Origin of the sequence: Pseudoalteromonas sp. OF7H-1, from assembly GCF_022347825.1 — a bacterium.
In the GTDB taxonomy this organism is placed as follows: Bacteria; Pseudomonadota; Gammaproteobacteria; order Enterobacterales; family Alteromonadaceae; genus Pseudoalteromonas; species Pseudoalteromonas maricaloris.
The window spans coordinates 26249-50054 of sequence record NZ_JAKRFX010000009.1; the positions used below are offsets into that span (position 1 = coordinate 26249).

Here is a 23806-nt window from a genome sequence, read left to right on the forward strand (position 1 = left end):
ATGAAAGTTGCACTGAACGCCAATGACCTGAGACAAATGCTGCGTATTGCAACTGGGAGTACGCTAGGCTTTGCACTAAGCAAACTGCTCAACTGGCCGTACGGTATCTTTTTTACCGTATATCCCATGCTGCTACTTGGGTTAGTACCAATGTTAAACGCACACATAGTGCGCCAGTTTATCTTAAGTGGGTTGGTCTGTGCCTTTTCGGTATTGATGCTACAAGGGCTATTTGGCTTCCACCCTGCGTTAATGTCCATACTCACCTTTGCCTTATTTGCCTTTTTGTTTTTGCAAATGAGCAAAGGCGTTAACTTCTTATTTGGTGCAATGAGTGTGGTGGGACTATCAATCCAACTTCATTTTGCCAGTTATGCTTCAACCAGTGGCGGCTTATATTCACTCATAGCCAGTAACTCTCTGGCTATTATCATTAGTATCGCAACAGCATATGTAATGCATTGGTTATTTCCGGATGTTACTGTGCGTCAATTACCGCCACGGCCAGCGAAAGACGCGGCAAGTATTCGCCATGAAGTCTTACTGTGCGCCACCGTAGCCACACTCTCATTTATGATATTCCAAATCCTAGATTTACAAGATTCCGTTTCCGCCCAAGCGGCATCAATATTAATCCTCTTTCCACTGAGTTGGAAAGCGGCGGGCACAGCGGGCTGGCAACGCGCAGTTGGCACGCTGATAGGTTGTAACTTGGCGTTAGCAGCGCAAATCCTACTGCAAACCTATAGCCAAATTTTACTTTTTCCAATTTTGATTTTATGGATCTTAGTCTTCATTTTTAGTCGCTACCACTTGTTAAGTGGTGGTGCTCCTGGGATTGGCTTTGGTATTATTACCACTTTTGGGATCTTGTTTGGTCAATCTCTCGCACCAAATCAAGATTTAATCTACAGCGCACTGTATCGCTTCAGTTCAGTGAGCGTTGCAATTACGGTAAGTCTCTGTGCAATCTACCTTATTCATCGCCTACTTAACCACTTTAGTGCAACGCGCCACCATACCTACGCCTGAATAAAAGGAATCCACTTGAAGCTTGGAAAACGCTTACAGACTTTGCATGATGTTGTTACTGAAGACTATCAACATATTTGGGACTGCTGCTGCGATCATGGCCAGCTTGGCGCACAATTTTTAGATTCGAGCCAAGCGCACATACACTTTGTTGATGTAGTCCCAGCGCTTATCGCGAAAGTAAAATTGGATCTCGCGCGCTTCTTTCCAGAAGCTGAAACGCGCTATAGCCTTTACACCCAAGACGTTGCGAAGCTCCCTCTTGCACAATACTCAGGCAGGCAGTTAGTGATCATCGCAGGTGTTGGCGGCGACTTAACCGCAGAACTGATGACAAGTCTTTGTTGCAATTTGCGTGACGAGGTCGATTTCTTGCTTTGCCCAGTTCATCATCATTATACCTTGAGGCAAACCTTGCAATCTTTGCCACTTAAGCTGACCTATGAATCACTGGTTGAAGAAAATCGACGTATTTACGAAGTGCTCTATCTCACTTCAGGTAAGACTGGCGCTACCATAACTCCATTGGGCGAAGCGATTTGGCAACAAGGCACGCTGTCCAAACGCTATTTAGAGAAAACGCTGGATCATTATGCACGAGTTGCCAAAGGCAAACCCGAAGCGCAAGCCATTTTATCGGCTTATCAACACCTTACACTATAAAACACAGCGCACTCAGCCAAACTAGCTGAGTGCCATAACTTAATCGCTGATAGAGCCCACTATTACGTTTTTGCTTGTAAGCGTTGGCAAGCTGATAGCTAAAACCGACACAAACAAATACACAAACGGTAGAAAACCAAGCAAATAGCGAGTTTAACGGGCTTACAAACCAAACCAATAAAGGTGCAATGAGTAAGCTTAATAGCATTACCATGCCCGCGAAAGAATGAATATTACACGCTCGACTTGGCGAAGTTGTGTATGGATCCCGATCCATAGGAAAGAAACCTGCAACAGCGGTTGCTAGGCCATGACAAACAATCAAACCGCCAATAACACCTAACGCCCAGCTCCCTTCGGGTACCAAGATGATATAAACACCAAAACAACAAAATAAAAAGGCTAAGGGGTAATTATTAACTGCAGGAGACAATCGCTCTGTTGGGCTGCCACTGGCACCTAACTCACTACAAAATTGATTTTTGTGACTATAATTTGGGTAACGCTTGGCAACGCCATACACCCCTACCAGCATCCATATACTTGCTAGTATGCCAAAATAACTCACCAACTCTTGCAACATCACGCCTATCCTTAATGCGCTAAATTTATATCTACACACTTTATACTAATTTAGGAACATACGAAACCAAGCGGCTGCATTCAATTTAGTGAATTTTCCAGCGCTCCAAAATAGCGTGTTGTTGACCACTTTGACTTAATTCCGCTAGTGCGTGCTGCAAGCGGTTCGCAAGCTCATTGGGAAACTCTGCATTCACCGCTAGAGCCAACTCACTTGGGAAATGCTCAAGAAGTAACTTATGCTCAATTGCTTTTGGGTCCAGCTTAAGGGCGTTTAGCTCTTTCTCGAGTGTTAGTGTGTTGGTTAGTACAAAATCAATCCGGCCCTTAAACAATAAATTCCAAAGACTTTGGTAGTTTGACACTAATACCAACTCATAGCCTTCAGAAAAGCCAGCTTGTTTGAGAAAGGTTTCACTATAATAACCGCGTATGGTTCCGGTACGATAGCGCTTTGCAGCGTCAAGATCGTTTATTGGCGTTTGAGATTGTTTCAGGCCAATGAGTGATGCGGACGTATGGCACATAGTACCCAAAAAGCGGAAATAGACTTCTCGAGTTGGTGTTTTTAGCCAAGATAACAGCACAACATTAGGTTTAGTTTCTAATTCGTGTAACACACGTGCCATCGGCATTATTTCAATTTTAGCAGTAACATTTGCTTTATCTGCTACCGCTTGAGCAAGCTCAACCAGGCCACCATCCACTTCTCCTTGGCCATTAATAAAATGATAGGGAGGTAAATCTTCCGCAACAAAATGCACCGTTTCTTGCGGCGAAGCAATTATTTTGGTTGATGCAAGTAGCGCTATAAGGAATAAAATTTTCCGGATCATTTTATCTCAATAAATTAAATAATCATTCGGTCAGTGTGCCCGTATTTGCATTGCAATTCAATCCGCAGCAATGGCTATATTACTTCGGAAAGTATTTCATTTGATAATCCAGTAAATCATGTAGTAATGGTTTTACCTCGCCATGGGCACAGTTAGCTACTTATGACCTGCGTTTACCGCTGCCAGACCTTGCCAATCTTCTAAATCTTGTTCTGGCTTTTCAGCACGAAATTGTTGATACAATACGATACCTTGCTCATCTTCTAAAATATCGACTTGTACACCCTTGCTTTCAAGTAGCGGCTCATTGCCTGAAGCATTCGTGATATCCCCCACCACGACTCGCTGAAAGCCACGCATGTAGAGTAATGTTGCGCATACGTCACAAGGACTTAGGCTGGTATACAAAGTGGTTTTACTAAAATCAATCCGTCCCGCATCTCGAATTGCCGAGGTTTCACCATGGTTATATGGGTGACTCTCTTGTACTAACGTATTATGTCCTTTACCTACAATTTGATTGGTCTCGTTATCAACAATAACCGCACCAATTGGGCAACCGCCCTCTTCATAACCCTTTTTTGCCAGCAAAACAGCAATGCGCATAAAGTCTTTATCGCAAAGCTTACGCGTAAAGTTGCTATCGAGTAATACGCCAAGACTCTTGGTTGGCATATGTGCAATGGCATTGAGCGCTTCGCTATTTACTTGAGTTTCTGCGTTGAGTAATACAGTCATTTTTTAATTCCTTGTTGTATTATATGAACCGAGCATAACACTATAATTTGGCGCAATTATGAAGTACCCAATCACATAGCTTATCTAACCAAGGTTTTGCCACATCAAGCGGCCAACCGCAATTGATCCGCAAATGATCTTGATACAACTCACGACTTGTAAATAAGCTGCCTTGGCGAATCTCAATCCCAAGTTCAGCGAGCCGTAAAGCGAGTGCATCACAGTCAATATTAGGCAGTTTCAGCCATAATGCCATTCCGCCCTGAGGGGAAGATATTTTACAGCCCTTTGGTAAACGCGATTTCAAATAGCTTTGGTAAGCGAAGCAGTGTGCCGCTAAGGTGCGATTAAGCGTACGTAAATGGCGCTGGTAATGTCCTGTCTCAATAAAGCGTGATACCGCCATTTGTAAACATTGGTTTGGCATGCCGTGAAATGCCTGCATGAGCGCGGCCACTTGGCTTTGATAACGCCCAGCTTCACACCATCCAACTTGCAAGCCCGGCGCTAACGTCTTAGACACTGAGCTACACCAAATTACATATCCGGCTTTATCCCACGCTTTTATCGGTAAAGGCATTGTTTGATTATGGCTCAGCTCCCCAAAGACGTCGTCTTCGATAATCGCCACTTGATACCGCACAGCAAAATCCGCAAGCCACGCTTTTTGTTGCACAGATAGACTGTGTCCCGTTGGATTTTGATGGTTTGCCGTAAGCAAACACGCAGATACCCTTTGCGTTGTCACTACCTGTTCCAAGGCTTCTAGGTCGAGTCCTTCGGGCGTCGTTGGGATCTCAATGACCTTGAGCTGTAGCGTTGCAAGCAGTTGCAATAAACCTTGATAACAAGGTGATGGCACCACCACACAATCCCCCGCTTTTGTAACAGCCTGCAGTCCCGCCATCACGGCTTGTATACAACCGCCCGTCACCACGAGATTATCAGGATTCAGCGCCAACCCCTTTTGTTTAAAGTGCTTGGTTAGATTCTCTCTAAGCGACATCAGTCCCATCGCATTGGGATAATGAAAATGGTGATACTGAGGAGAGTCGAACGCTTGCTTTATAAACTTAGTCAGGCGATTTATGGGCATCAACTCGGGCGCTACTTGCACCGTCGATAACATCGTATTGAGCCCCATGACAGAGGGTCTTAGCGCACTTTTGGGAGATTTTACTTCACTCGTAAACGTGGCAAAGTCAATGTCACTATTTTTCGCTTTCGGTTTACAAATATAAAAACCAGACTTCTCTTGAGAAGCTAAAAAGCCATTATCCTGTAATTCCTCATAGGTTCTAATTGCAGTACTCATGCTCACGCCATGCTGCTTGGCAAAGATCCTAAGTGAAGTCATTTTTTCACCGCATTGACGCTCACCAGCATTTATCTCTGCAATCACCTGCTCACTTAATGTAATAAACTTCCTCGCCATCTGTATCCTTAATAACCAAGAATTCTGTATCTGTACTGCATTTTTATCGAAGTTACACTGTAATTCCAGTATTCGATCACAAATAGGATTGACACATGACGATGACACACAACCAATGGCAAGCATTACCCCAATTACTCACTGAGTTTTCTAAACTTACCGAGGCATTTATACAGTCTAGCAATAGCCGTCCCGTCGCAGGTCGAGATATTGCTCCGCCCGACCTAACACTCACAGAATCAGGGATTGAATTTGAATCACTGATAGAGATTTTTAGTAAACAAGTAGTGCCAAACTTAAGTACCAGCATTGGGCCTAGGTATTGGGGATTTGTCACTGGCGGCGCAACACCTGTTGCCACCTTTGCCGATTGGCTAGTGTCAACCTATGACCAAAATGTCTCAAAGGGCGATGGCTCCATTGCGACCAGTATAGAGCGGCAGGCCATTCGCTGGCTAACCGAATTATTCGACCTACCAGCGAGCTTTGATGGTCTTTTTACTACAGGAGCGACAGCAGCAAATTACTTAGGTGCAGTCATAGCACGCCAGTTTGCAGGGCATCAACAAGGGATCAATGTGGCAGAAGATGGAGCCTTCGGTTTGGAAGTTGAGGTTTTTTGCGCGACGCCCCACGCGAGTATGATTAAGGCGCTTGGTCTTGCAGGCCTTGGTCGCAACCAAATCACGAGAGTCGCAACGCAAGTAGGCAATGAGGCTACGGATATTGCAGCGCTTGAGTCAGCGCTTGCAACAAGTAACGCCAAAGGAAAGGTTGTCATCGCCAGTGCCGCCACGGTTACCGGCACTAATTTTGACGATTTAATGCAGATCCGCCGTCTATGCGATAAACACCAAGCTTGGCTGCATGTTGATGCTGCATTTGGCATTTTCGACCGGCTGGTCTCTGGCTCAGAAGGTCGCACTAAGGGGCTAGAGTTCGCCGATAGTATTACCTTGGATGCACACAAGTGGCTCAATGTGCCATACGACTGTGGGATCTTTCTCACTCGTCATTTGCACTACTTGGTTGAAAGCTGCGACGTTCCAGCTCCATACTTAGTCACATCAAAAGCCGACCCCGACTTTTTTTCGATGGGTGTAGAAAACTCTCGTCGATTTAGGGCACTGCCCGTTTGGATGTCATTACTTGCCTATGGTAAAGACGGGATCCGTCAATGGGTAGGCAAAAATATTGCGCAAACTAAACAGCTTGCAGACTGGTTTGCTGATTCTCCAGACTATGAATTAGTCTACTACGGAGAGCTGAACGTGGTGCTTTTCAAGCCAAGTGGCAAAGACGACGCAGCCACAACCGCCCTTCTTCATGCCATTAATGCGGACGGCCGTATATTTGTCAGCCCAGGGAGTTGGCAAGGGCAGAAGGTGATCCGTGCTGCGCTCAGTAATTGGCAAACGGAGCAAGTCGATTTAGACATAGCAAAAAGCGCATTAACCGAATTAGCTAAGGCGCTTTAAGATTATAATATTTGAAGTTAGCTAACGCTGTGATTAGGAGTAATACTTTGCGCCAACTTGCGACTGTATTCCTCAAAATCGATATTGCTTTGCTCACCAAGTCCAGCCACCGCATGAGAAATAAACTGCGGTGGTACAAATAGATAAGTACGTTTTTTAAATTTCCAATGACGCACGATGTGCTTGGGCTGATGCTTGTCTTCATCTAACCCAGCCAACGAAAATAAGTCTTGCCAGTCACTTTCGGTATCGCCTGTCGACTGGGCAATACTTTGTGGTTCGATACTAAGCAAAATTGCCGACGTTTGTGGCACGCCCATCAACAGCTCACCAATAAAAAAGATGCTACCACTGCGGCAAAGCTGCTGCTGCGCTTCCGTCATCTCAGATTGCTCTGCCATCTTCGCCCTTTGATATTGCATACCATTAAACATGGACTTGGCAAAAGGCAGCTGCTTTTCAGAAAACTCTCGATTTAAGACATGCTGAAACAGCGCTTTGCCGAGCGCATTACCTACGCCATCGTGACTAAAAGTGCCTTCTTCCACATTGGTTTCAATGAAAAGCCCTGACTCTACCAAAATATTTTTCACAGCTTGGTAGTTAAATATTGAAAACGGCTTCCCCGTCACCGGATTTGTTGTCGACGTCACCGCTTTTGTCATCGCGGCAAAAAACACACTAATATCAACGAATGCACTTTTTAAGTCAGTGTCAAAGTTCTGAATGCTATCCGCCGTGGCACACAACATGATATTACCCGTTTCATTAAACACATAATGTTTAGTAATTGGGGTATACATTGGCTGTGACTGCGGTTTTGACGGTTTATCTTGCTTGCTAAACCAAGTTGAGAACATTATTTACTCCCAACATTAACTGTCCTTTTTAGTCGTTTTACTGGCTGCAGTGGTTTGCGGCGGTGCGGCTATGACACTTCGCATTGATTCAATTAGATTATTAAATTCAGGGTCTGACATCGCTTCATTGAGCGATGCCGCTTGCTTAACAAATGCAGGTGGCACAAATAAGTATACTGATTTGCACAGACTTAACTGCACGTCTGTATGCCCGCCTTGTAAGCAAGGGCCCGCTTGCCAAATGGCTTTTACATCATTGGCATCCGCTGAAATGACAATGGGCGCAATAGAAATTGCACCAAGCAGATATTCGCAAACAAAAATAATCGTCCCGACCTTTTTGTCTTGGCTGTCGGAACTCGCACTAATACTTAGCGAGGCTTGCCCCATACCAGCGATCATATCCATCAATGATTTACCTATGGAGGCTAAATTACCACTGAGCCCTAGTAAAGTTTGGATCAGTTGGCTTGATAAGGTGACGCCACTTTGCTTACTTTCAAATTGAATATTGCTATCTGTCACTTTGACAAACAATCCTGAGCTTGACACTAATTTATTGAGTGCATCGTAGTCGTACAGACTTGTCCCAGCTTCTGCCATCGCTTTTGTGAGCGCGGCAAAAAATACGCTGACTTCACCAAACGCATTTTCAGCTTCTTGCGGCAATACACTTCCATCTGCGGTACTGTTTAGTGTACTTGCGATAAATAAGTTGCCGGTGGCATTCACTACAAATTGTTTAGTCGCTGGCACTTCATTGCTGTTTGTCGTCGTTAAATTAGCGGCTCTGGTTTGTGCATTGCTCACTACAGTGCCTGGTTGAGATGTTGGCATACTCGTTCCTTAGATCTTGATCTAGCATATATTCTTCTTATGTCGATTTAGTGTAGTCGCATTTTAAATTACTTAAAATTTACTTTTGTGATTTTTTGCAATCCAAACTATGTCATAACAACAGCACTAAAATAAACTGGTGGGCGTACCCTGATGATGTAACAACTGCCACTTACCATTTTGCTCAACCCATAAAGATGACCGATAAGCATGCTCTGAAAGCGTGCCATCAGTCTCCCTCCATGCAGAGCGATAAGTAAGAAGCAAAGCGTCACTATTCATATAAGCACAGTGAAACTGCTCTGCTACCACCTCCCCATCTGGCCATTCTTCTTCATTCATTAAGCATAGGATCTGGCTCAAGTTATATTGGCTTCCAGAGCGTCCAACCTCAATAAATTGAGGGTGAAGGAGTTCGCGACACAACGCCATATTATGCCTATTTTCTTTGCGATGAAGCGCACACTCCTTCGCGATGACTTGCTCAATAATTGACGTTGAACACATCAGAGCAGGCTAAGGCTGTTTATCAAATACAATGACGCCCTCTGGGATAGTATACCAGTCTTGCTTTTCACTAACCCATGCATGGGCCGTCGGTTGAATAAGGCGAGTATCGTCCAAATTACTTGGTTTGAGTTTAATTGAATTCGGTTCTGCGGGATTAAAGTGGTAAATGCGATTGCCACAAGTTGGGCAAAACTTTGCTCCGCTAACGTTACCGCTATCAGCTGGGCGCCGCCATTCCTTCATCAGACCCGAAAATTCAATATCGTCTTTATCAACAATGGCAGTAATGCTAAATGCGCTGGTTGATAGTTTTTGGCAAGCCTTACAGTGACAGGCGACCACCATTTTAGGTGCTGCTTTTAACGTGTAGCTTACTTCACCACATTGGCACGAGCCATTAATTGGAAATGTCATAAAATATCCTTGCTTAAGTTCGATCTAACCTCATTGGAATAAATCTAATACCGTTTTTCTGTGCTTCTTGCCCTGTCGCCTGAAATCCTAACGCAAGATAAAAAGGTGCTGCATTGAGCGATGAACACAATGAGACTTGAGCTGCGGTTGTACTCGCTAGCACAGTATCTAATAGTCGCCGACCAATCCCTTTACCTTGGGCTGACTTGGCAACAAATAAATGGGTGAGATAGTTACCATCTCTTAATAAAGCAAATCCAATCAGCTCACCGTTTAACAACGCCTTGGCACCGACAAAATTGGCGTTGCGCATCACCTGAGTCACTTCAGGTAATATTTCGTTTAAATAAGTATCTTTTCCAAGCTGCGAAAAATGGGGTAAGACGTCAGCCTCTGAAACTTCGCGCATTAACCTTTCAATGGCATTTGCATCCTCGCCCTGAATAGCATTGATGGTAATCTTCACTTATGACCTTTTGATTTATTGCGTGCTTACATTTCTGGCAAACGTTATCCCAAAAAAGAAATGCATTGCAGCTAGGCTAAATATTAACTTACTTAAACTGGCATCGAAAAACCAAATACCAATAGCAAATACGGGATGCATAGCAACCATTACCCACCAGCACACTCGGCCAATTTTGTAGAGTGGGTAGCCATGCTTGTTTTGAAAATTTAATAATCCAAATGCCCAAGGCAACAAAGTCCAGACGAGTGACATACAAAGCAATAGCGTTACAACAACCTTGATTAATACTTCCCCGAGCATCTATAACCCCTCAAGTGAGGTACGCAAAACCTCTTGAGGTTTAATATTGAGTTCATCACGTCCAAACGCAAAACTATCTCGCTTATAGCGGGGGAAAATATGCAGGTGATAGTGGCTCAATTCGTTAAAGTGCCCGTTGTTTTGCACCAACGTAATCCCATCTGGGGAAAATTTACGCTCAATTCGCACATAAAGGTCACGCGCAACGCCGTGGATTTCAGCCAGTATGGATTCTGGGACCTGAAGAAGCGTTTCATAAGGGGATTTGGGGCAAATTAAGATATGGCCAAAATTTATGGGGTCATGATCGGCAAACGCAATCACCTGCTCTGATTCATATACGATAACCGCTTCTATATTCCGAGCAACTATCTGTTCTACAATCGTCATCAGCTACCTCTCCTTAACCTGATTACATAGCGTAATGTACCTGAGCAACCCTCTTCCTGCCAGTGATATATTCTATTTTTTCCTTTCTTAAGTGAATAATTTTCAAGCCTAAATTCACTCACAACCCATTTAAACCAGTTACATTATTCAATGAATAACCCTACAAGGAATACAACATGTTAAAAACGTTAGTTACGGTGGCTTTATTAGCTTCTGGAAGCGTAGCCAGTGCCGCAAATCACGCAGCGACCCATCATGCGATTCATTATGAAGGACGCGTCAGTAAAAACTATGCCGATGGCAGTGTGAGTTTTAATTGGCCGGGTAGCCAGCTGCATACTAAGTTCACTGGCCGTGCCTTTCATATCGAGTTGATGGGCTACGGCGATCAATTCGATGTACTGATCGATGGCAAATTCACAAAAAAGCTAAAGACCAACGCCAATGGAGTCGCTGAGACCTTCACACTATTTGAGAGCGCAAAGGCAGAAACCGTCACAATTGAACTCGTTAAACGCTGGGAGCACTACGAACACAATACCCAGATCCTAAGTGTTGATGTGGATGGAAAATTAGACTCAATCCAGCAGCCACAGCCCCATATCTTATTTATTGGCGATTCAATTAGCGCAGGCTTTGGCAGTGAGTCCACCCAAAGACAGTGTGAATGGAGTGAAATTCTTGATTTAAGTAACGCGCGTAAAGCATTTCCATATATGAGCGCACAACAGTTGGGTGCCAGTTTTACCCAAGTTTCATACTCAGGTTTAGGCTTAATTCGAAATTGGGGTGGCAATCAGCCACATCATACGCTGCGTAGTTACTATGACAAAATGTCAGCAGTATTTACCGACAACACTGACTTTGAAGATAAGTTTCCACAGCTTATCATCATTGAAGTAGGCACCAATGACTTTAGTACCGATCCAACTCCTGCAGAGCCTTGGCAAACTATTGATGAAGTCAAAACGCAGTGGGTAGAAACAATGGTCGTTTTCACCAAACAGCTGCGTGCAAGATATCCTGCGGTTCCCATTATTTATATGCCTCGTCCAGCATATCCATATAACTTTATTATTCCAGCAACTCACGATGCAATTGCAAGGCTTAATCAGCAAGATATCACTAAGCTATACAGTCATACTTTCGACTCACCATTAGAAGGCTGTGTGTGGCATCCAACCGCTTCGGAACATCAAGACATTGCCGAGAAACTCGTTACCTTTATCAAGCAGCAAACACTTCTCTAAGCATATGTTCGGCGTTATTCAGTGAGATTAAGCTCGATGTACTGAATAACACGCAAACCATTTACAAACTTTCACATTGTTTTTTATACAAAAATTCACAACAAAAAATCAACTCACCCACTTTAAAAACAAATTAATGAGAACGATTTTTATTTATAAAAATAACACTCGTTGAGACTTATACTTTTATCAATACACAAAGCTGTTACTTTGAACAACCCACATTTATTCTGTTTTTTACAACAAAAAGATCCAGAGATAACCTTTTAGCAATAACTTCCCTCTTTTCAAGCACACAAAAACATGATTAAGATCGTTACGTTATAACATTTTTAAAATAATCATTTGTATCAAATAAATGATGGTTCTTTTCACATTCGTTTTTGCAGTTGGAATAACAAAATGACAAGGTCACTCCTGACAGTTAGCGTGCTTAGTAGCTTATATTCTTCACTTAGTGTTGCCGAACAATCCATTGAAACAATTGATGTGCATGGCACTCGCGCGCCTCTTTACAGCACGAGAGACGTGAACGCTTCGGCATTGGGGATGAAAGATCCGCAGCTTCTTCCTATTTCCATTCAATCATTTTCTGAAGAACTGATCAGCAATCAAAGAGTAAAAACGCTAGGCGAAGTGCTTGCCAACGATGCTTCTGTTCAAAATACCTCAATTGGTACGGTTTTCGACTTTGTTAGTCTGCGTGGCTTTCAATTAGATTGGACCAACGGTCTAAGACGCGACGGTTTAGCGCTTGCCCCCTACCAAGATGTACCGCTAGAGAATATTCAGCGCATTGATATCGTTAAAGGCCCGTCAAGTCTCGTATCAGGCTTTAACAACCCCGGCGGTACCATCAACTATGTGACTAAGCGCCCAACCATGGACGCCTTTTTGGATGTCACAACAGAAGTACGTAGCCGTGGAGGAAAGTATTTACACATCGACCTCGGTGGGCCAATTTCCGACGAGCAAACACTCGGCTATCGTATTAATGCAGCAGCAGAGAAAAACGGTGACTTTACCGGTGGTGATGACTTAGAGCGCTATTTCTTTAGTGCAGCACTGGATTGGCAAGTCTCAGATCGCCTATTTATCCGATTAGACGGCGATTACCAAGACAAAAGCACCGTATCACAGCCTTTGATAGGACTTGCCAGCGACCCCAATGATCCTGACCGTAAAATATTACCGCCCTATGTCGACACCAGTGATGTATTGCTCGGACAACCTTGGGCAAAGTATGAAACTGAGTCATATAACCTTGCCGCACGTGCTGATTTTTGGTTGAACGACAACTGGCAATGGGTAAACCAAGCTGCGCTTTCTGGTAATGATAGGTTTACCGTTTTTCCCGATATCTACTCGGTTGATACACAGGGCAATGTGCTGTCTGCCGCTATCCACATTACTCCAGATGAAACGTATGACACGCTCTCGGCACATAGTTTTATCAGCGGTCAACTTACCACCGCTGCAGTTGAACATGAGCTAGTCATCGGCGTTAGTATTCGTGATTATGAGTCGAAGGATGGCCGTTGGTTTGAGTTAACCAACCCCGTTGGCAATATTTTCAATCCAATTCATAGCAGTAAACCGCAGTTCCCTGATTATCCAGAACCAACCAAAACTGAAGCCTCTGAAAGCGCATTATTTATCACAGATACCTTGCACTTTAACGATGTATTTTATGCCACCTTAGGGCTGCGTCATATTCAATACAAAAAAGAGCAAACTCTACCTGGCCAAACTAAAACCACGCTAGACGACCGAACTTTTAATACTCCCATCATAGGTCTTAACTACAACCCAAGCGATCAGCTCGCGTTTTACGCCAGTTACTCAGAAGGCGCGGGGGAAGGCGGCGTTGCAGTCATCGGCAGCGGTGCAATAAACGAGGGCGAATCACTCGGCCCTCAAGAAAGCGAACAAATTGAAGCTGGCATAAAATACCAAACGGACACCATGAACTATTCGATGGCCGTCTTCGAAATAGAAAAAATGTTGGAGTACCACAATCACATTACTAACTATTTCGTGCAAGACGGTGTCCAGTCACATAAAGGTATTGAGCTCAATGCTAGTGGTTCATTGGCTCACGGCCTTGCAACCGTAGCATCCATCACCTTGATGGACCCCAGCTTAGATAAGCTTGACGGCGAGCCCGCGCTTAATGGCAACACGCCAGCCAATGTGCCTGAATTTCAAGCCAATCTCTATGTCGACTATCAGCTGCCATTTTGGGAGGCGTTAAGCATCAATGCGGGTATTTTCCATGTTGGTGAGCGCGAACAAAACGTCAATAACACGCTAAAGCTACCAGCCTACACGCGCTTCGACTTGGGCGCTAAATACCACTTTACTGACATTAACACCACGCTACGACTCAAGGCCGAAAACCTGTTCGACAAAGAATATTGGCTATCTGGCGGTGCCAAAGGCATAGATTGGGGAGTCGCTCCCGGTCGTGGCCGCACCTTTATCGCCTCATTAAGCGTGAGCTTTTAAGGATAATTTATGACTACACCTGTTATTCAAATCAATAACCTGCAAAAGCGCTTTGGTGAATACCAAGCGTTACAGGGATTAAACTTGAGCGTACATCAAGGTGAAATTCTAGCGCTGCTAGGCCCAAATGGTGCGGGTAAAACCACCACGATTAATTGCTTACTGGGCTTTTTACAACCGGAAGCCGGAGAAATCACCATCGCTGGAATTAATCCACAGCATGACGTAGTAACGGCAAGGCAGCAACTGGCTTATATTCCTGAACAAGTCGCGCTCTATCCGCGACTTAGCGGACTTGAGAATCTCGCGTATTTCAGCCAAATGGCCAGCATAGAAAAGACCGACGAGGCCTTTTGCACACTGCTCAGTGAAGTAAAACTGCCAAGTCACGCTGTAGATAAACCCGTTGCAACCTATTCAAAAGGGATGCGACAAAAAGTGGGCATAGCCATTGCCCTTGCAAAACAAGCCAAGGCATTGATCTTAGATGAGCCCACATCAGGTCTTGATCCTTCAGCCAGCCATGAATTTAGCCAGCTCATTCAGTCATTAGCAAAGCAAGGCGTCGCGATTTTAATGGCGACCCACGACTTATACCGTGCTCAAGAAGATGCCCATCGCGTGGCAATTATCAATCAAGGGCAATTAGTCGATACCTTAGTCTATGAACAACTGCAAGAAGTCCAACTTGAATCCGTTTACCTCAAACATATCAAGGTGGGTGTCTGATGTTTCAAACGACATTAAAAAAGGAATGGCTCGATACCAAGCGGCAGGGACAAGCGCTTTGGCTTGGGGGCATTGCAATATTACTACTCTTGCTTGCCTGCTTGACCGGTTTTAAAAGCCACCAAAGCTATCAGCAAGCCGTCACGGAAGTGTCCCAATCAGAGCAATTACGCTGGTTAAATCAAGGTGAAAAAGGTCCCCATTCCGCCGCCCACTACGGTATTTATGTGGTCAAACCCACCACCCCATTGGCTGCACTCGACGCGGGATTACAAGCATATCAAGGGAATGTGTTGAGACTTGAGGCTCATATTCGTAACGATAGTATGTTTCGAAGTGCGCAAGATAACTTGCCAATGTCACGTTTTGGCAGCTTATCGCCCGCCTTTGTGCTGCAAGTGTTACTGCCGCTGTTGATTATATTAATTGGCTACCCACTACTTGCCCGAGAGCGTGAGCAAGGCACCCTAAAACAACTACTCGCATCGGGCGCAAGCCCAGCAAAGCTGTTTATCGCCAAATGTGCGCTGCTTTTTGCTATTTCTTGCTTGTTTTTATTGCCTGTTGCGATTTTTTTACTTTATAGCCAAGTAACAAGCACAGAACCTCATACACTCAGAAGTGGGTTATTTTTACTATTTTATTTGGTTTACCTATTGCTTTGGTCGTTACTCACCACCACGCTTTCAAGTTTACTTCCAACGGCAAGGCGCGCATTGATCTCGCTATTAACCATTTGGGCCTTTACAACGCTTTTACTGCCAAAACTGGCGATGAATATCGCGACCACCATTCATCCTCAAGGTTCAGGTCAAGCGTTTCAAGCAAAGCTTGAAAGTGAGGTTTATACCGAAGCACGAGTTGAAGCAATCGCAAAGTTCAAACAGCAAACATTGACTCAATATGGTGTTAGCAATGTAGAAGACTTGCCCTTTGATTATGCCGGAGCACAACTCCAATTTGGTGAACAGTACGCAGATAAAATTTTTGACCGCCTATTTTCAGCGCGTTTAGCTCAACTAGAAGCGCAATCACAAAGTTATCAACTTGCAGGGATGTTAACGCCGTTTATCGCGATACAAACGCTGTCGATGGCCACCGCCGCCAGCGACTTTACCCACCAGCAAGCATTTGAGAATGCGGCAGAGCAACACCGCCGTATGATGCAAGAAGTGCTTAACTTTAATCAAAGAGATCACGGTCATAAGGCGGGCGGCCATTACACGGCAGGCGAGGAATTATGGCAACAGATCCCAAAGTTCGCATTCCAATATCCTAATTTTATTCGTTACCTGCCTCACTACGTTATCAGCCTGTTTAGCCTGAGCTTTTGGCTAATCGCTCTGGTGTTATTGAGTTTCTTCGCGATTAAAAAGCTGCGCTTGGAGGAGCAAAGATGAAACGCTTAATGTTAGCTACTGAGTTTAAAAATCTCTGGCGAGAAAAGCTCGTACTCGCGCTGTTCTTGACCACCAGCGTGCTTGCACTAATGGCATTTTTTAACGCCCATTACTTTGCTAAAAAACAGCATGATGTGGTGCTTGCCACGCAGCAGATGCAGCAACAGGCCATCCAAGATGCCAAAGCTGGATTACCCGAAAGGCTCGCCAGTACAGCAGACTATAAGTGGTGGGAAGACCCATACGACCTGCGCGGGCAGGCTTTTTACTTGATGCAAAATTACGCCACCAAAGCCCCGCTTGCAACGTCGCCAATCGCAACAGGGCAAGCCGACGTATTACCTTACTATTTTAAGATGCTAATCAAAGAGAAACAGCACATCGTTCATCAATATGACTATGTTCACCCGCTTTCTCTGTTGTTAGGCCAGTTCGATTTAAGTTTTGTGATTGTCTACTTACTGCCATTGCTCATTATTGGCATTTGCTTTAATGCGTTAGCGAGCGAACGCCAAGGTGGACAGCTAAGACTACTGATGCTTCAAGGAGGCAGTGCAACCCGCCTTCTGACCTATCAATTATTGCTGCGAAGTGCGTTAATTGTGCTGCCATTTTTAAGTATTAGTAGCCTGCTTTTAATAACAATACGAGAGCAGCTAGGGGTGATTGAACTGCTGAGTTATAATCTTATCGCACTATGTTATTCTGGGTTTTGGATTGCCTTAACCGCTTGGGTAAATAGCAGAGCTAAAAGTGCGGCAAATAACGCAGCTACCTTGGTCACCTGTTGGCTTGCCTTGGTAATTGTGGTTCCAGCTCTGGTCAATACCAGCATCGCTTTACTCGACCCAACCCCTTCACGAATTCACTATATAGATAGCCTGCGTGCCGCCAGCGACGATGCCCAAAAAGCGAGTGAAAAGACCTTAGCTCAGTATTTTCAAGATCATCCAGAGCTTGCAAAAAATGGCAGTGGTGCCAGCGATTACGCCACCAAAAAAATTGCTACGATTAATTCTGTCGAACGCGCAATGGCAGCCCAAGATGTACGATTTTTTACGGCGCAACAAGCACAGCAACATAATGCGCAAAAGCTACAATATCTCTCCCCCGCACTCATCGCACAAACACTGTTGGTTGATTTAGCGGGCAATGGATTAGCACGTCATCACGCCTTCATGGAAGAAGTTGAAGCTCATCATCAAGCACTACAAGGTTTCTTTGCCAACGAAATTGCCAAAGCCAATCAAAGAGGCGATTTTGCACCTTGTGAGGGTTGTAGCGCAAAGCCAACGCTCACGGATCTTGCGGATATTCCTCAATTTAGCAATGACTTTGCCACACCTGTGAACAACTACACGCCATTAATCTGGTTGCTGCTACTAGCCGTTGGCCTGCTCGTTATAGCAAAACGCCACGTCAACAAGTTAGACAGTGCAAATAACAAAGAGGTGTTAGTCGTATGAGTGATGCCTTCACTGCAAAATTGCATCCGCAAACACAAAGCCTGCTAACGGAGCACCAAGCCAAATTATTTGAATGGACGGCAGCATTGGGAGCGCCGCTACATTTAGTGTTTCCTCAGCGTTTTGCGGAAAATATCGAAACCCTGCAAGCCTACTTTATAACACTCGGGCTTGAGCATGAGATTTATTTTGCCAAAAAAGCCAACAAAGCCCAATGCTTTACTCAAGTCGCGTCTAATCACGATATAGGGATAGACGTGGCTAGTGTGCAAGAGTTTGAACTTGCCCTAAGCGGTGGTATTCAAGGGGTAAAAATTGGTGTATCCGGTCCGCATAAATCAGATGCCTTGCTTAGCTTAGCACTTGTACATCAAGCGCTTATCGCCATTGACTCAAGTGCTGAGTTAAGCTCGGTCATTACACTGGCCCGCCAGCGAAAGCGCCCAGCGCGAGTGCTACTACGTTTACAAACACAACCAACTAAAACCTCACGCTTTGGCAGTCCACTGTGCCAGCTTACGCCATTATTAGCTCAGTGCCGAGAATACAAGGAGTGGGTAAACTTAGAAGGATTTAGCTGCCACTTAAGCGGGTACTGCCAACAAGCACGTGGCCAGAGCATCCATACTTTAATCGATGCGATAGACGAGGCTAGGCAAATAGGACTGTCGCCATCAAAAGTGAATATTGGCGGTGGCCTGCCTGTCTCCTATCTACAAAATGAGCAGTGGCAACAAGCCTTGGACTTTGAATGCTTTTTTGCAGGTAAAACCTTTGCAGGGTTTTATCCCTACCATAATGAGCAAAGCCCTGCGGACACCTTACACGCTATTTTGGCAGTGAAGAACGCACATGGGCAAACCGCATTAGCGGCATTACGCCAAAGGAGCCTAACACTGATGCTCGAGCCTGGCCGGGCACTGCTCGATGAGGCTGGCATTAGCTTGTTTAAAGTGCAAGGGACAAAGCCATACCTAGGCACATCTGACTGCCATATCGCTACACTTTCGGGCTCAAGCTTATCGCTGTCAGAACAGTGGTTTGAAAGTGAATACTTGCCAAGTCCGATGTTACTCACGGCACATTCAAACTGCAAACAAGGAGCGTATCGCGTGGCTTTTGGCGGTGCAACCTGCCTAGATAGCGACATGCTAAGCTGGCGGTTTATTCCCTTGTCGCAACTACCACAACGCGATGACCTCATGATTTACCTCAACACCGCAGGATATCAAATGGATTCAAATGAATCCGAATTTCACTCTATGCCATTGCCACGAAAAATCGCCGTAACGTGGGAGAACAAGACACTTTCTTGGCAGCTACTTAGCTAAAAGTTACCCAACAACACAACGTAAAGGAGCCTATTTATGAACATAAATGCGCAGCATTCGCTCGCCTCGACATTACACCTAACCCCTTATTTAAGGGTATCGCAAAGCATAGGTAATACCCCGCTAATGCAGTTTTTAAGTCTACCAAACGGTAGCAAACTGTATCTTAAGCTTGAGCAGTTTAACCCCACCGGTAGCGCTAAAATCCGAATGGCGAAGTCTATGTTAGATGAAGCAGAAGCCAGCGGCCAACTGAAGCCGGGGGGCTGGGTCGTTGAGTCAACCTCCGGCAATACCGGTGTTGGTCTTGCACTGCTTGCAGCTGAGCGTGGCTATCGCTTTACCGCTCTTGTGGATAACCATGCGGCAAAAGAGAAAATCAGCAATATGAAAGCTTTTGGCGCGGAAGTGATCTGTGTTAGCGAAGCCGGAGACGACAGCTTATCGACTGATATTCGCGATGCGATGGCCGCAAAGCTGGCACAAGAGCAAGGCGCATTTTGGACCGCCCAGCACAATAATTTTGCCAATAGCCGTGGTTATACAGGACTTGCGCAAGAGGTCTTTTATGAACTTGGTGAACACATTACCCACCTTGTCGGTGCGGTTGGCACAGGTGGGTCGCTATGCGGCACAACAAGGGCTCTGCGGGATTTAGGTTGTCATCAACTCACAACGATTGGGGTTGAACCTGTGGGTTCTGTGATCTTCGGTGGACCTGGACTGAATTATCATCAGTCAGGAACGGGGACGCCGGAAGGCGCTGAGATAGGTCCTGTAATTGAGTATGAACTTATCGACAAAGGCGTGAAGGTAACTGACAAACAAGCGTTTAATACCGCCAGATACCTTGCCAAGCACTACGCCCTAATGGTCGGTGGCTCGGCAGGTGGAGTTATATACGAAGCGCTACAGGCGTTAAAAACCGCCCCCGCCGATAGCTTATTTGTAGTGCTCGTTTGTGACGGTGGCGAGAAATATCTCGATACCGTATTCAATGATGATTGGATGGCAAAACACGACCTTATCGACATTAACATCGAGCAAGAGCTCGATGACCTATTAACGCAATATAAACCTGCCGCGAGAGCCTAACCATGACCCAACAAACTGTTCTGCCGATACTAAATGAAGCCCGATTGGCGCAACTTGATTTTCCCTATAGTAAAGTCATTGAGGTGGTGGAAAATGCCTTTCGCTCACTGCATCACCCTGACTCTGCAAACCCACTCAAAGTGATTATGACGCCACAAGATGGCCGCTCCATTGCCTATAGTATGGCTGGCCGAGATGCTGCAAGTAATACCGTAGGGTTTAAGGTGGTCTACGAATACGATCCTGACAGAAGCCGTAACCAATATCAGTTTTACTCTTTTATCTTCCTTTGCGATGATGCCACAGGCCACCCTGTGGCCCTCATGGATGTAAAAGAACTAGGCCCTATGCGCACATCGGCCACCTCCGCTTTGTTTGCAAAATATGCCGTTCATTCAGATGCTAAAAATGCGTTGGTTGTAGGCACAGGTGTTCAAGGGCAAATCGCTTTACCTATGCTCGTCACGGCATTACCACAACTCACACATCTAACCGTCCACGGCAGCTATCAAACAGGTTTGGAAGCGGTTCAGCAAAAACTAAAGGAGCATCACCCACAGCGACAAGTTGCGGTATCACAAGACTTAGAAGCTTCAGTAAGACAAGCCGATGTGATCCTTGCCGTTACTGGGTTGTCCGCCAAAGAGAACATTAAATATGAATGGTTAAAACCCGGCGCTGTGGTGATTTTAGTTGGCTATGGAATCGAAAAGCCAGTGCTACACCGAGCTGATAGATTGCTCACAACGGATGCAGAACAAATGAAGGTCACCGGAGACGATTTATTAGACGAGAACGGTAAACTACCCGCCGTTGATGCAACATTAACGGAAATACTAAACGGTGAGCAGCCAGCACGCACCCACCCTGATGAAATTATCTTTGTCTATAACAGCGGCATGATCATTACTGACGTGGCGCTCGGTCGAGCGGTTGCAGACTTTGCCATCACACAAGGAAACGTGGAGGAAGTAACGCTATGGTAGCTTCAGCACGCGCCGATATTTTTAAAGTAAGCCAGCTTGCAGGGCCGCTTATTCTAACCAATCTGCTCTACGTGGCAATTGCAACGATAGATCTTATCATGCTCGGGATGTTGAGCCCGTTAGAGCTGGCTGCTGGCGGCCTCGCCATTGGTATTTTTAATCAATTTAGAACCATGGGAACGGGCGTAGTCACGGCAACGGGTAATTTGGTGTCTGATGCAATCGGCAAGGCCAAACTAGATCAGATCACTCCTCTTTTTAACGCCAGCATGCTTATCGGAACATTTTTGGGTCTACTATTTGCCTCCGCGATGTTTGCCATAGAGCCATTTTTAAGATTTATCGGTACATCCGAGGCAATTGCCAATTTGACGACCCAATATTTAACCGTTGTCGCTTTGGGCCTATTACCTTGTTTTTGGTTTCAAAGCGTACGGCATTTTAGTGTTGGATTGAAAAGGCCAGGGCCATTGATGTTGATAACCGGCGTATCTGTTGTCCTCACTATCGTGCTCAACTATGGCCTAATTTTTGGTCGGTTTGGTCTACCACAACTCGGTTTTGTGGGGGTTGCGGCCGCCACGTGCATCGTGCTGTATTTATCGTTTTTGCTGTTTATACTATTTGCCAAGCGCGATGACGTACTCAGCCCCTACCTCACTATAAAGTTTTGGCAAACCGACCGCGAAGCACTTAGCAAAACATGGAAAATGGGCATGCCAATTGGCGCAACTTACGGGCTTGAAGCTGGTTTTTTCACCGTGCTTGCGTTGTTTGTGGCAACACTCGGCGTAAATGCCTTAGCCGCCCACAACGTGGTAAGCCAAATGGTGTACATCGTATTTATGGTATCTGCCGGCATTTCATCTGCTTGTTCTATTTACATCAGCGAAGCCAATGCTGCGGGGGACTTTCACCATGCGAAACGCATCGGCAATTTGGGCATTATTTGCGGTGCAGCGGTCATGTCTGTTTTCGCCTTAATCTATTTATTCGTACCCGAATTTGTGCTGCGGCCATTTTTAAGTGCAGAAGAATTACAAAACTCCGACGTCGTTGTTATTGCCATAGAGCTACTCGTTATTGCTGCCTTTTTGCAATTTTTTGACGCATGGCAAAATATCGGGCTCGGTATCCTGCGTGGACTTGGCGATGTTAAAAGCACCTTAATGCTGTCTTTAATTGGTTATTGGTGCATTGGTCTTCCCGGTGCGTGGTTATTTCAAGAGTTTTTCTCTTTGGGGATTTTGGGCGTTTGGTACGCCTTAATGGTAGGACTTGCGGTCACAGCGCTATCTGAGATTTGGCTTTTTAATCATAGGGCTAACCGTTTACTTGAGCCCACATCACTCAAGGAGCAAAACGCATGACAACGACAATGCCAAGCCCAGCCCGAAAAGAAGTCATTGCACTGCCGCCCTATGGTGCAGGACAAACCATTGAGCAAGCAACAGCGCGCAATCTCCACCCCAATATGATAAACCTCTCGGTGAATGAAAACCCTTTAGGGCCGAGCCCTGCAGCGCTTGATGCTTTTAAAGCACAGCTGCATACCGCTAGCTGCTATCCAGACAGCCAATGCACAGAGCTAAACGAGCAGCTGGCAACTATACTAAACGTTGCCAGAGAACAAATTGTACTCGGCAATGGCTCTGAGGATGTACTCTCAATGCTCTGCAAAGCCTTTCTCAGTCGAGGTGATAAAGTGTTAGTGGCTAAGCCTACCTTTGCGCTTCATGGGATTTACGCCAATATGATGGGGGCAAAGGTACTAGAGGTGCCGATGCAAAGCGATTTGTCCTATCGAATTGATGATTGGCTCGATGCTATCGCACATCACCCAGACTTAAAAATGCTGATGCTTGCTAACCCATCCAACCCTATAGGTTGTACGTTTGATGCCAATAATTTGCAGCGCCTCATTGATGCCTGTCCGCTCGATACGGTTATCGTCATCGATGAAGCATACTGCGAGTACGCACAAGGCCATAAACAGTTTGTCGACAGCTTAACGCTACTTCAAACACAGCCCCGCCCCTACGCGGTATTACGGACTTTTTCCAAAGCCTATGGCCTTGCAGGACTTAGAGTGGGCTACGGCGTAATGGCAAATGCACAATTGGCGGATTATCTGCACCGCGTACGTACTCCTTACAATGTAAATCGACTAGCACAACTTGCAGCGATCGCGGTACTACAAGATCCTTCCTATTTGGCAGACACGGTCACGCAAACGAATAGCGAGAGGGAAAAACTCAGCGCCGCCCTCACTGAGCTGGGTTATTTTGTCGCGCCAAGTCTAGCCAACTTTTTATTTATTGATGTCAAGCAGCCGTCTGCGCATGTCGCATCTTTGCTGCTGCAACAAGGAATAATGATAAAACCTTGGCTAGAATCAGGTTTTGATCATTTTGTAAGAGTAAGCATCGGGCTTCCGGAGCAAAACCTTAGGGTGCTTGAAGCCTTTAAACAGTTGTAAGTATCGCCCTCTACGAGG

Annotated in this window: 24 protein-coding genes; 13 read left to right on the forward strand and 11 right to left on the reverse strand. The window is 45.4% G+C overall.

The genetic code is table 11. The features are described from left to right. Entirely contained in the window at positions 1–1032 is a 1032-nt protein-coding gene (locus MHN30_RS12530; protein WP_239359837.1) for a DUF2955 domain-containing protein, read from the forward strand. Positions 1033–1047: 15 nt separating this feature from the next. Beyond that, positions 1048–1695 (forward strand): tRNA (adenine(22)-N(1))-methyltransferase TrmK, encoded by a 648-nt coding sequence (locus MHN30_RS12535; protein ID WP_239359839.1) that lies wholly within the window; start codon positions 1048–1050, stop codon positions 1693–1695. Here MHN30_RS12535 and MHN30_RS12540 read toward each other — a convergent pair. From MHN30_RS12540 to MHN30_RS12555, 4 genes are all read right to left on the reverse strand, one after another. Next, on the reverse strand, positions 1685–2278 hold the full coding sequence (locus MHN30_RS12540; RefSeq protein ID WP_239359841.1) for a DUF998 domain-containing protein: 594 nt from the start codon (positions 2276–2278) through the stop codon (positions 1685–1687). The genes MHN30_RS12535 and MHN30_RS12540 overlap by 11 nt on opposite strands. 85 nt (positions 2279–2363) lie before the next feature. Further along, positions 2364–3113, reverse strand: a complete 750-nt coding sequence (locus MHN30_RS12545; RefSeq protein ID WP_239359842.1) for a transporter substrate-binding domain-containing protein — start codon at positions 3111–3113, stop codon at positions 2364–2366. Between the two features lie 156 nt (positions 3114–3269). After that, a complete protein-coding gene (locus MHN30_RS12550) occupies positions 3270–3851 on the reverse strand; it encodes a nucleoside deaminase (protein WP_039497274.1) in 582 nt (193 codons plus the stop codon). 40 nt (positions 3852–3891) lie between these two features. Then, the gene (locus MHN30_RS12555) at positions 3892–5286 is read right to left on the reverse strand and encodes a PLP-dependent aminotransferase family protein (protein WP_130163833.1); all 1395 of its coding nucleotides are present in this window, start codon (positions 5284–5286) and stop codon (positions 3892–3894) included. A gap of 95 nt (positions 5287–5381) precedes the next feature. Between MHN30_RS12555 and MHN30_RS12560 the strand changes: the two genes are divergently transcribed. Continuing rightward, positions 5382–6764 (forward strand): pyridoxal-dependent decarboxylase, encoded by a 1383-nt coding sequence (locus MHN30_RS12560; protein WP_045989784.1) that lies wholly within the window; start codon positions 5382–5384, stop codon positions 6762–6764. 17 nt (positions 6765–6781) lie between these two features. On the opposite strand, the gene MHN30_RS12565 is transcribed toward MHN30_RS12560, so the two are convergent. The 7 genes from MHN30_RS12565 to MHN30_RS12595 form a co-directional block, all read right to left on the reverse strand. Then, complete coding sequence (locus MHN30_RS12565; protein ID WP_130163832.1) at positions 6782–7624, reverse strand: hypothetical protein; 843 nt, start codon at positions 7622–7624, stop codon at positions 6782–6784. Between the two features lie 15 nt (positions 7625–7639). Then, on the reverse strand, positions 7640–8461 hold the full coding sequence (locus MHN30_RS12570) for a hypothetical protein (protein ID WP_130163831.1): 822 nt from the start codon (positions 8459–8461) through the stop codon (positions 7640–7642). A 126-nt stretch (positions 8462–8587) separates the two neighbouring features. Further along, positions 8588–8968, reverse strand: coding sequence for a DUF4440 domain-containing protein (locus MHN30_RS12575; protein ID WP_130163830.1), 381 nt, complete (start codon positions 8966–8968; stop codon positions 8588–8590). Between the two features lie 9 nt (positions 8969–8977). Next, on the reverse strand, positions 8978–9385 hold the full coding sequence (locus MHN30_RS12580) for a GFA family protein (protein ID WP_130126096.1): 408 nt from the start codon (positions 9383–9385) through the stop codon (positions 8978–8980). A gap of 13 nt (positions 9386–9398) precedes the next feature. Further along, entirely contained in the window at positions 9399–9851 is a 453-nt protein-coding gene (locus MHN30_RS12585) for a GNAT family N-acetyltransferase (protein WP_130163829.1), read from the reverse strand. Between the two features lie 15 nt (positions 9852–9866). Continuing rightward, positions 9867–10154, reverse strand: coding sequence for a hypothetical protein (locus MHN30_RS12590; protein WP_130126094.1), 288 nt, complete (start codon positions 10152–10154; stop codon positions 9867–9869). Continuing rightward, positions 10155–10544, reverse strand: coding sequence for an HIT family protein (locus MHN30_RS12595; protein WP_130126093.1), 390 nt, complete (start codon positions 10542–10544; stop codon positions 10155–10157). Between the two features lie 176 nt (positions 10545–10720). Here MHN30_RS12595 and MHN30_RS12600 point away from each other — a divergent pair, with 176 nt between their 5' ends. From MHN30_RS12600 to hisC, 10 genes are all read left to right on the forward strand, one after another. Further along, positions 10721–11794: an SGNH/GDSL hydrolase family protein gene (locus tag MHN30_RS12600; protein WP_130163828.1), complete on the forward strand. Its 1074-nt coding sequence runs from the start codon at positions 10721–10723 to the stop codon at positions 11792–11794. 402 nt (positions 11795–12196) lie between these two features. Continuing rightward, positions 12197–14302 (forward strand): TonB-dependent siderophore receptor, encoded by a 2106-nt coding sequence (locus tag MHN30_RS12605; RefSeq protein ID WP_239359843.1) that lies wholly within the window; start codon positions 12197–12199, stop codon positions 14300–14302. Between the two features lie 9 nt (positions 14303–14311). Further along, the gene (locus tag MHN30_RS12610; RefSeq protein WP_130163826.1) at positions 14312–15031 is read left to right on the forward strand and encodes an ABC transporter ATP-binding protein; all 720 of its coding nucleotides are present in this window, start codon (positions 14312–14314) and stop codon (positions 15029–15031) included. Next, positions 15031–16431, forward strand: a complete 1401-nt coding sequence (locus MHN30_RS12615; protein WP_239359844.1) for a DUF3526 domain-containing protein — start codon at positions 15031–15033, stop codon at positions 16429–16431. Before MHN30_RS12610 ends, MHN30_RS12615 begins: the two co-directional genes overlap by 1 nt. Next, positions 16428–17897, forward strand: a complete 1470-nt coding sequence (locus tag MHN30_RS12620; protein WP_239359845.1) for a DUF3526 domain-containing protein — start codon at positions 16428–16430, stop codon at positions 17895–17897. Before MHN30_RS12615 ends, MHN30_RS12620 begins: the two co-directional genes overlap by 4 nt. Continuing rightward, a complete protein-coding gene (locus MHN30_RS12625; protein ID WP_130163823.1) occupies positions 17894–19228 on the forward strand; it encodes an alanine racemase in 1335 nt (444 codons plus the stop codon). The genes MHN30_RS12620 and MHN30_RS12625 overlap by 4 nt, the downstream gene beginning before the upstream one ends. A 36-nt stretch (positions 19229–19264) precedes the next feature. Next, positions 19265–20323, forward strand: a complete 1059-nt coding sequence (locus tag MHN30_RS12630; RefSeq protein ID WP_239359847.1) for a cysteine synthase family protein — start codon at positions 19265–19267, stop codon at positions 20321–20323. Positions 20324–20325: 2 nt separating this feature from the next. Next, a complete protein-coding gene (locus MHN30_RS12635) occupies positions 20326–21309 on the forward strand; it encodes an ornithine cyclodeaminase (RefSeq protein WP_239359849.1) in 984 nt (327 codons plus the stop codon). Then, the gene (locus tag MHN30_RS12640) at positions 21303–22679 is read left to right on the forward strand and encodes an MATE family efflux transporter (RefSeq protein ID WP_239359851.1); all 1377 of its coding nucleotides are present in this window, start codon (positions 21303–21305) and stop codon (positions 22677–22679) included. The genes MHN30_RS12635 and MHN30_RS12640 overlap by 7 nt, the downstream gene beginning before the upstream one ends. After that, entirely contained in the window at positions 22676–23788 is a 1113-nt protein-coding gene (gene hisC / locus MHN30_RS12645) for a histidinol-phosphate transaminase (protein WP_239359853.1), read from the forward strand. The genes MHN30_RS12640 and hisC overlap by 4 nt, the downstream gene beginning before the upstream one ends. Positions 23789–23806 lie beyond the last annotated feature (18 nt).

Bases quoted from the DNA above. Each gene is read 5' to 3' on its own strand.
- MHN30_RS12530 (WP_239359837.1), top strand. From the start codon at position 1: ATGAAAGTTGCACTGAACGCCAATGACCTGAGACAAATGCTGCGTATT.
- MHN30_RS12540 (WP_239359841.1), bottom strand. From the start codon at position 2,278: ATGTTGCAAGAGTTGGTGAGTTATTTTGGCATACTAGCAAGTATATGG.
- MHN30_RS12545 (WP_239359842.1), bottom strand. From the start codon at position 3,113: ATGATCCGGAAAATTTTATTCCTTATAGCGCTACTTGCATCAACCAAA.
- MHN30_RS12550 (WP_039497274.1), bottom strand. From the start codon at position 3,851: ATGACTGTATTACTCAACGCAGAAACTCAAGTAAATAGCGAAGCGCTC.
- MHN30_RS12555 (WP_130163833.1), bottom strand. From the start codon at position 5,286: ATGGCGAGGAAGTTTATTACATTAAGTGAGCAGGTGATTGCAGAGATA.
- MHN30_RS12560 (WP_045989784.1), top strand. From the start codon at position 5,382: ATGACGATGACACACAACCAATGGCAAGCATTACCCCAATTACTCACT.
- MHN30_RS12565 (WP_130163832.1), bottom strand. From the start codon at position 7,624: ATGTTCTCAACTTGGTTTAGCAAGCAAGATAAACCGTCAAAACCGCAG.
- MHN30_RS12570 (WP_130163831.1), bottom strand. From the start codon at position 8,461: ATGCCAACATCTCAACCAGGCACTGTAGTGAGCAATGCACAAACCAGA.
- MHN30_RS12575 (WP_130163830.1), bottom strand. From the start codon at position 8,968: ATGTGTTCAACGTCAATTATTGAGCAAGTCATCGCGAAGGAGTGTGCG.
- MHN30_RS12580 (WP_130126096.1), bottom strand. From the start codon at position 9,385: ATGACATTTCCAATTAATGGCTCGTGCCAATGTGGTGAAGTAAGCTAC.
- MHN30_RS12590 (WP_130126094.1), bottom strand. From the start codon at position 10,154: ATGCTCGGGGAAGTATTAATCAAGGTTGTTGTAACGCTATTGCTTTGT.
- MHN30_RS12595 (WP_130126093.1), bottom strand. From the start codon at position 10,544: ATGACGATTGTAGAACAGATAGTTGCTCGGAATATAGAAGCGGTTATC.
- MHN30_RS12600 (WP_130163828.1), top strand. From the start codon at position 10,721: ATGTTAAAAACGTTAGTTACGGTGGCTTTATTAGCTTCTGGAAGCGTA.
- MHN30_RS12605 (WP_239359843.1), top strand. From the start codon at position 12,197: ATGACAAGGTCACTCCTGACAGTTAGCGTGCTTAGTAGCTTATATTCT.
- MHN30_RS12610 (WP_130163826.1), top strand. From the start codon at position 14,312: ATGACTACACCTGTTATTCAAATCAATAACCTGCAAAAGCGCTTTGGT.
- MHN30_RS12615 (WP_239359844.1), top strand. From the start codon at position 15,031: ATGTTTCAAACGACATTAAAAAAGGAATGGCTCGATACCAAGCGGCAG.
- MHN30_RS12620 (WP_239359845.1), top strand. From the start codon at position 16,428: ATGAAACGCTTAATGTTAGCTACTGAGTTTAAAAATCTCTGGCGAGAA.
- MHN30_RS12625 (WP_130163823.1), top strand. From the start codon at position 17,894: ATGAGTGATGCCTTCACTGCAAAATTGCATCCGCAAACACAAAGCCTG.
- MHN30_RS12630 (WP_239359847.1), top strand. From the start codon at position 19,265: ATGAACATAAATGCGCAGCATTCGCTCGCCTCGACATTACACCTAACC.
- MHN30_RS12635 (WP_239359849.1), top strand. From the start codon at position 20,326: ATGACCCAACAAACTGTTCTGCCGATACTAAATGAAGCCCGATTGGCG.
- MHN30_RS12640 (WP_239359851.1), top strand. From the start codon at position 21,303: ATGGTAGCTTCAGCACGCGCCGATATTTTTAAAGTAAGCCAGCTTGCA.
- hisC (WP_239359853.1), top strand. From the start codon at position 22,676: ATGACAACGACAATGCCAAGCCCAGCCCGAAAAGAAGTCATTGCACTG.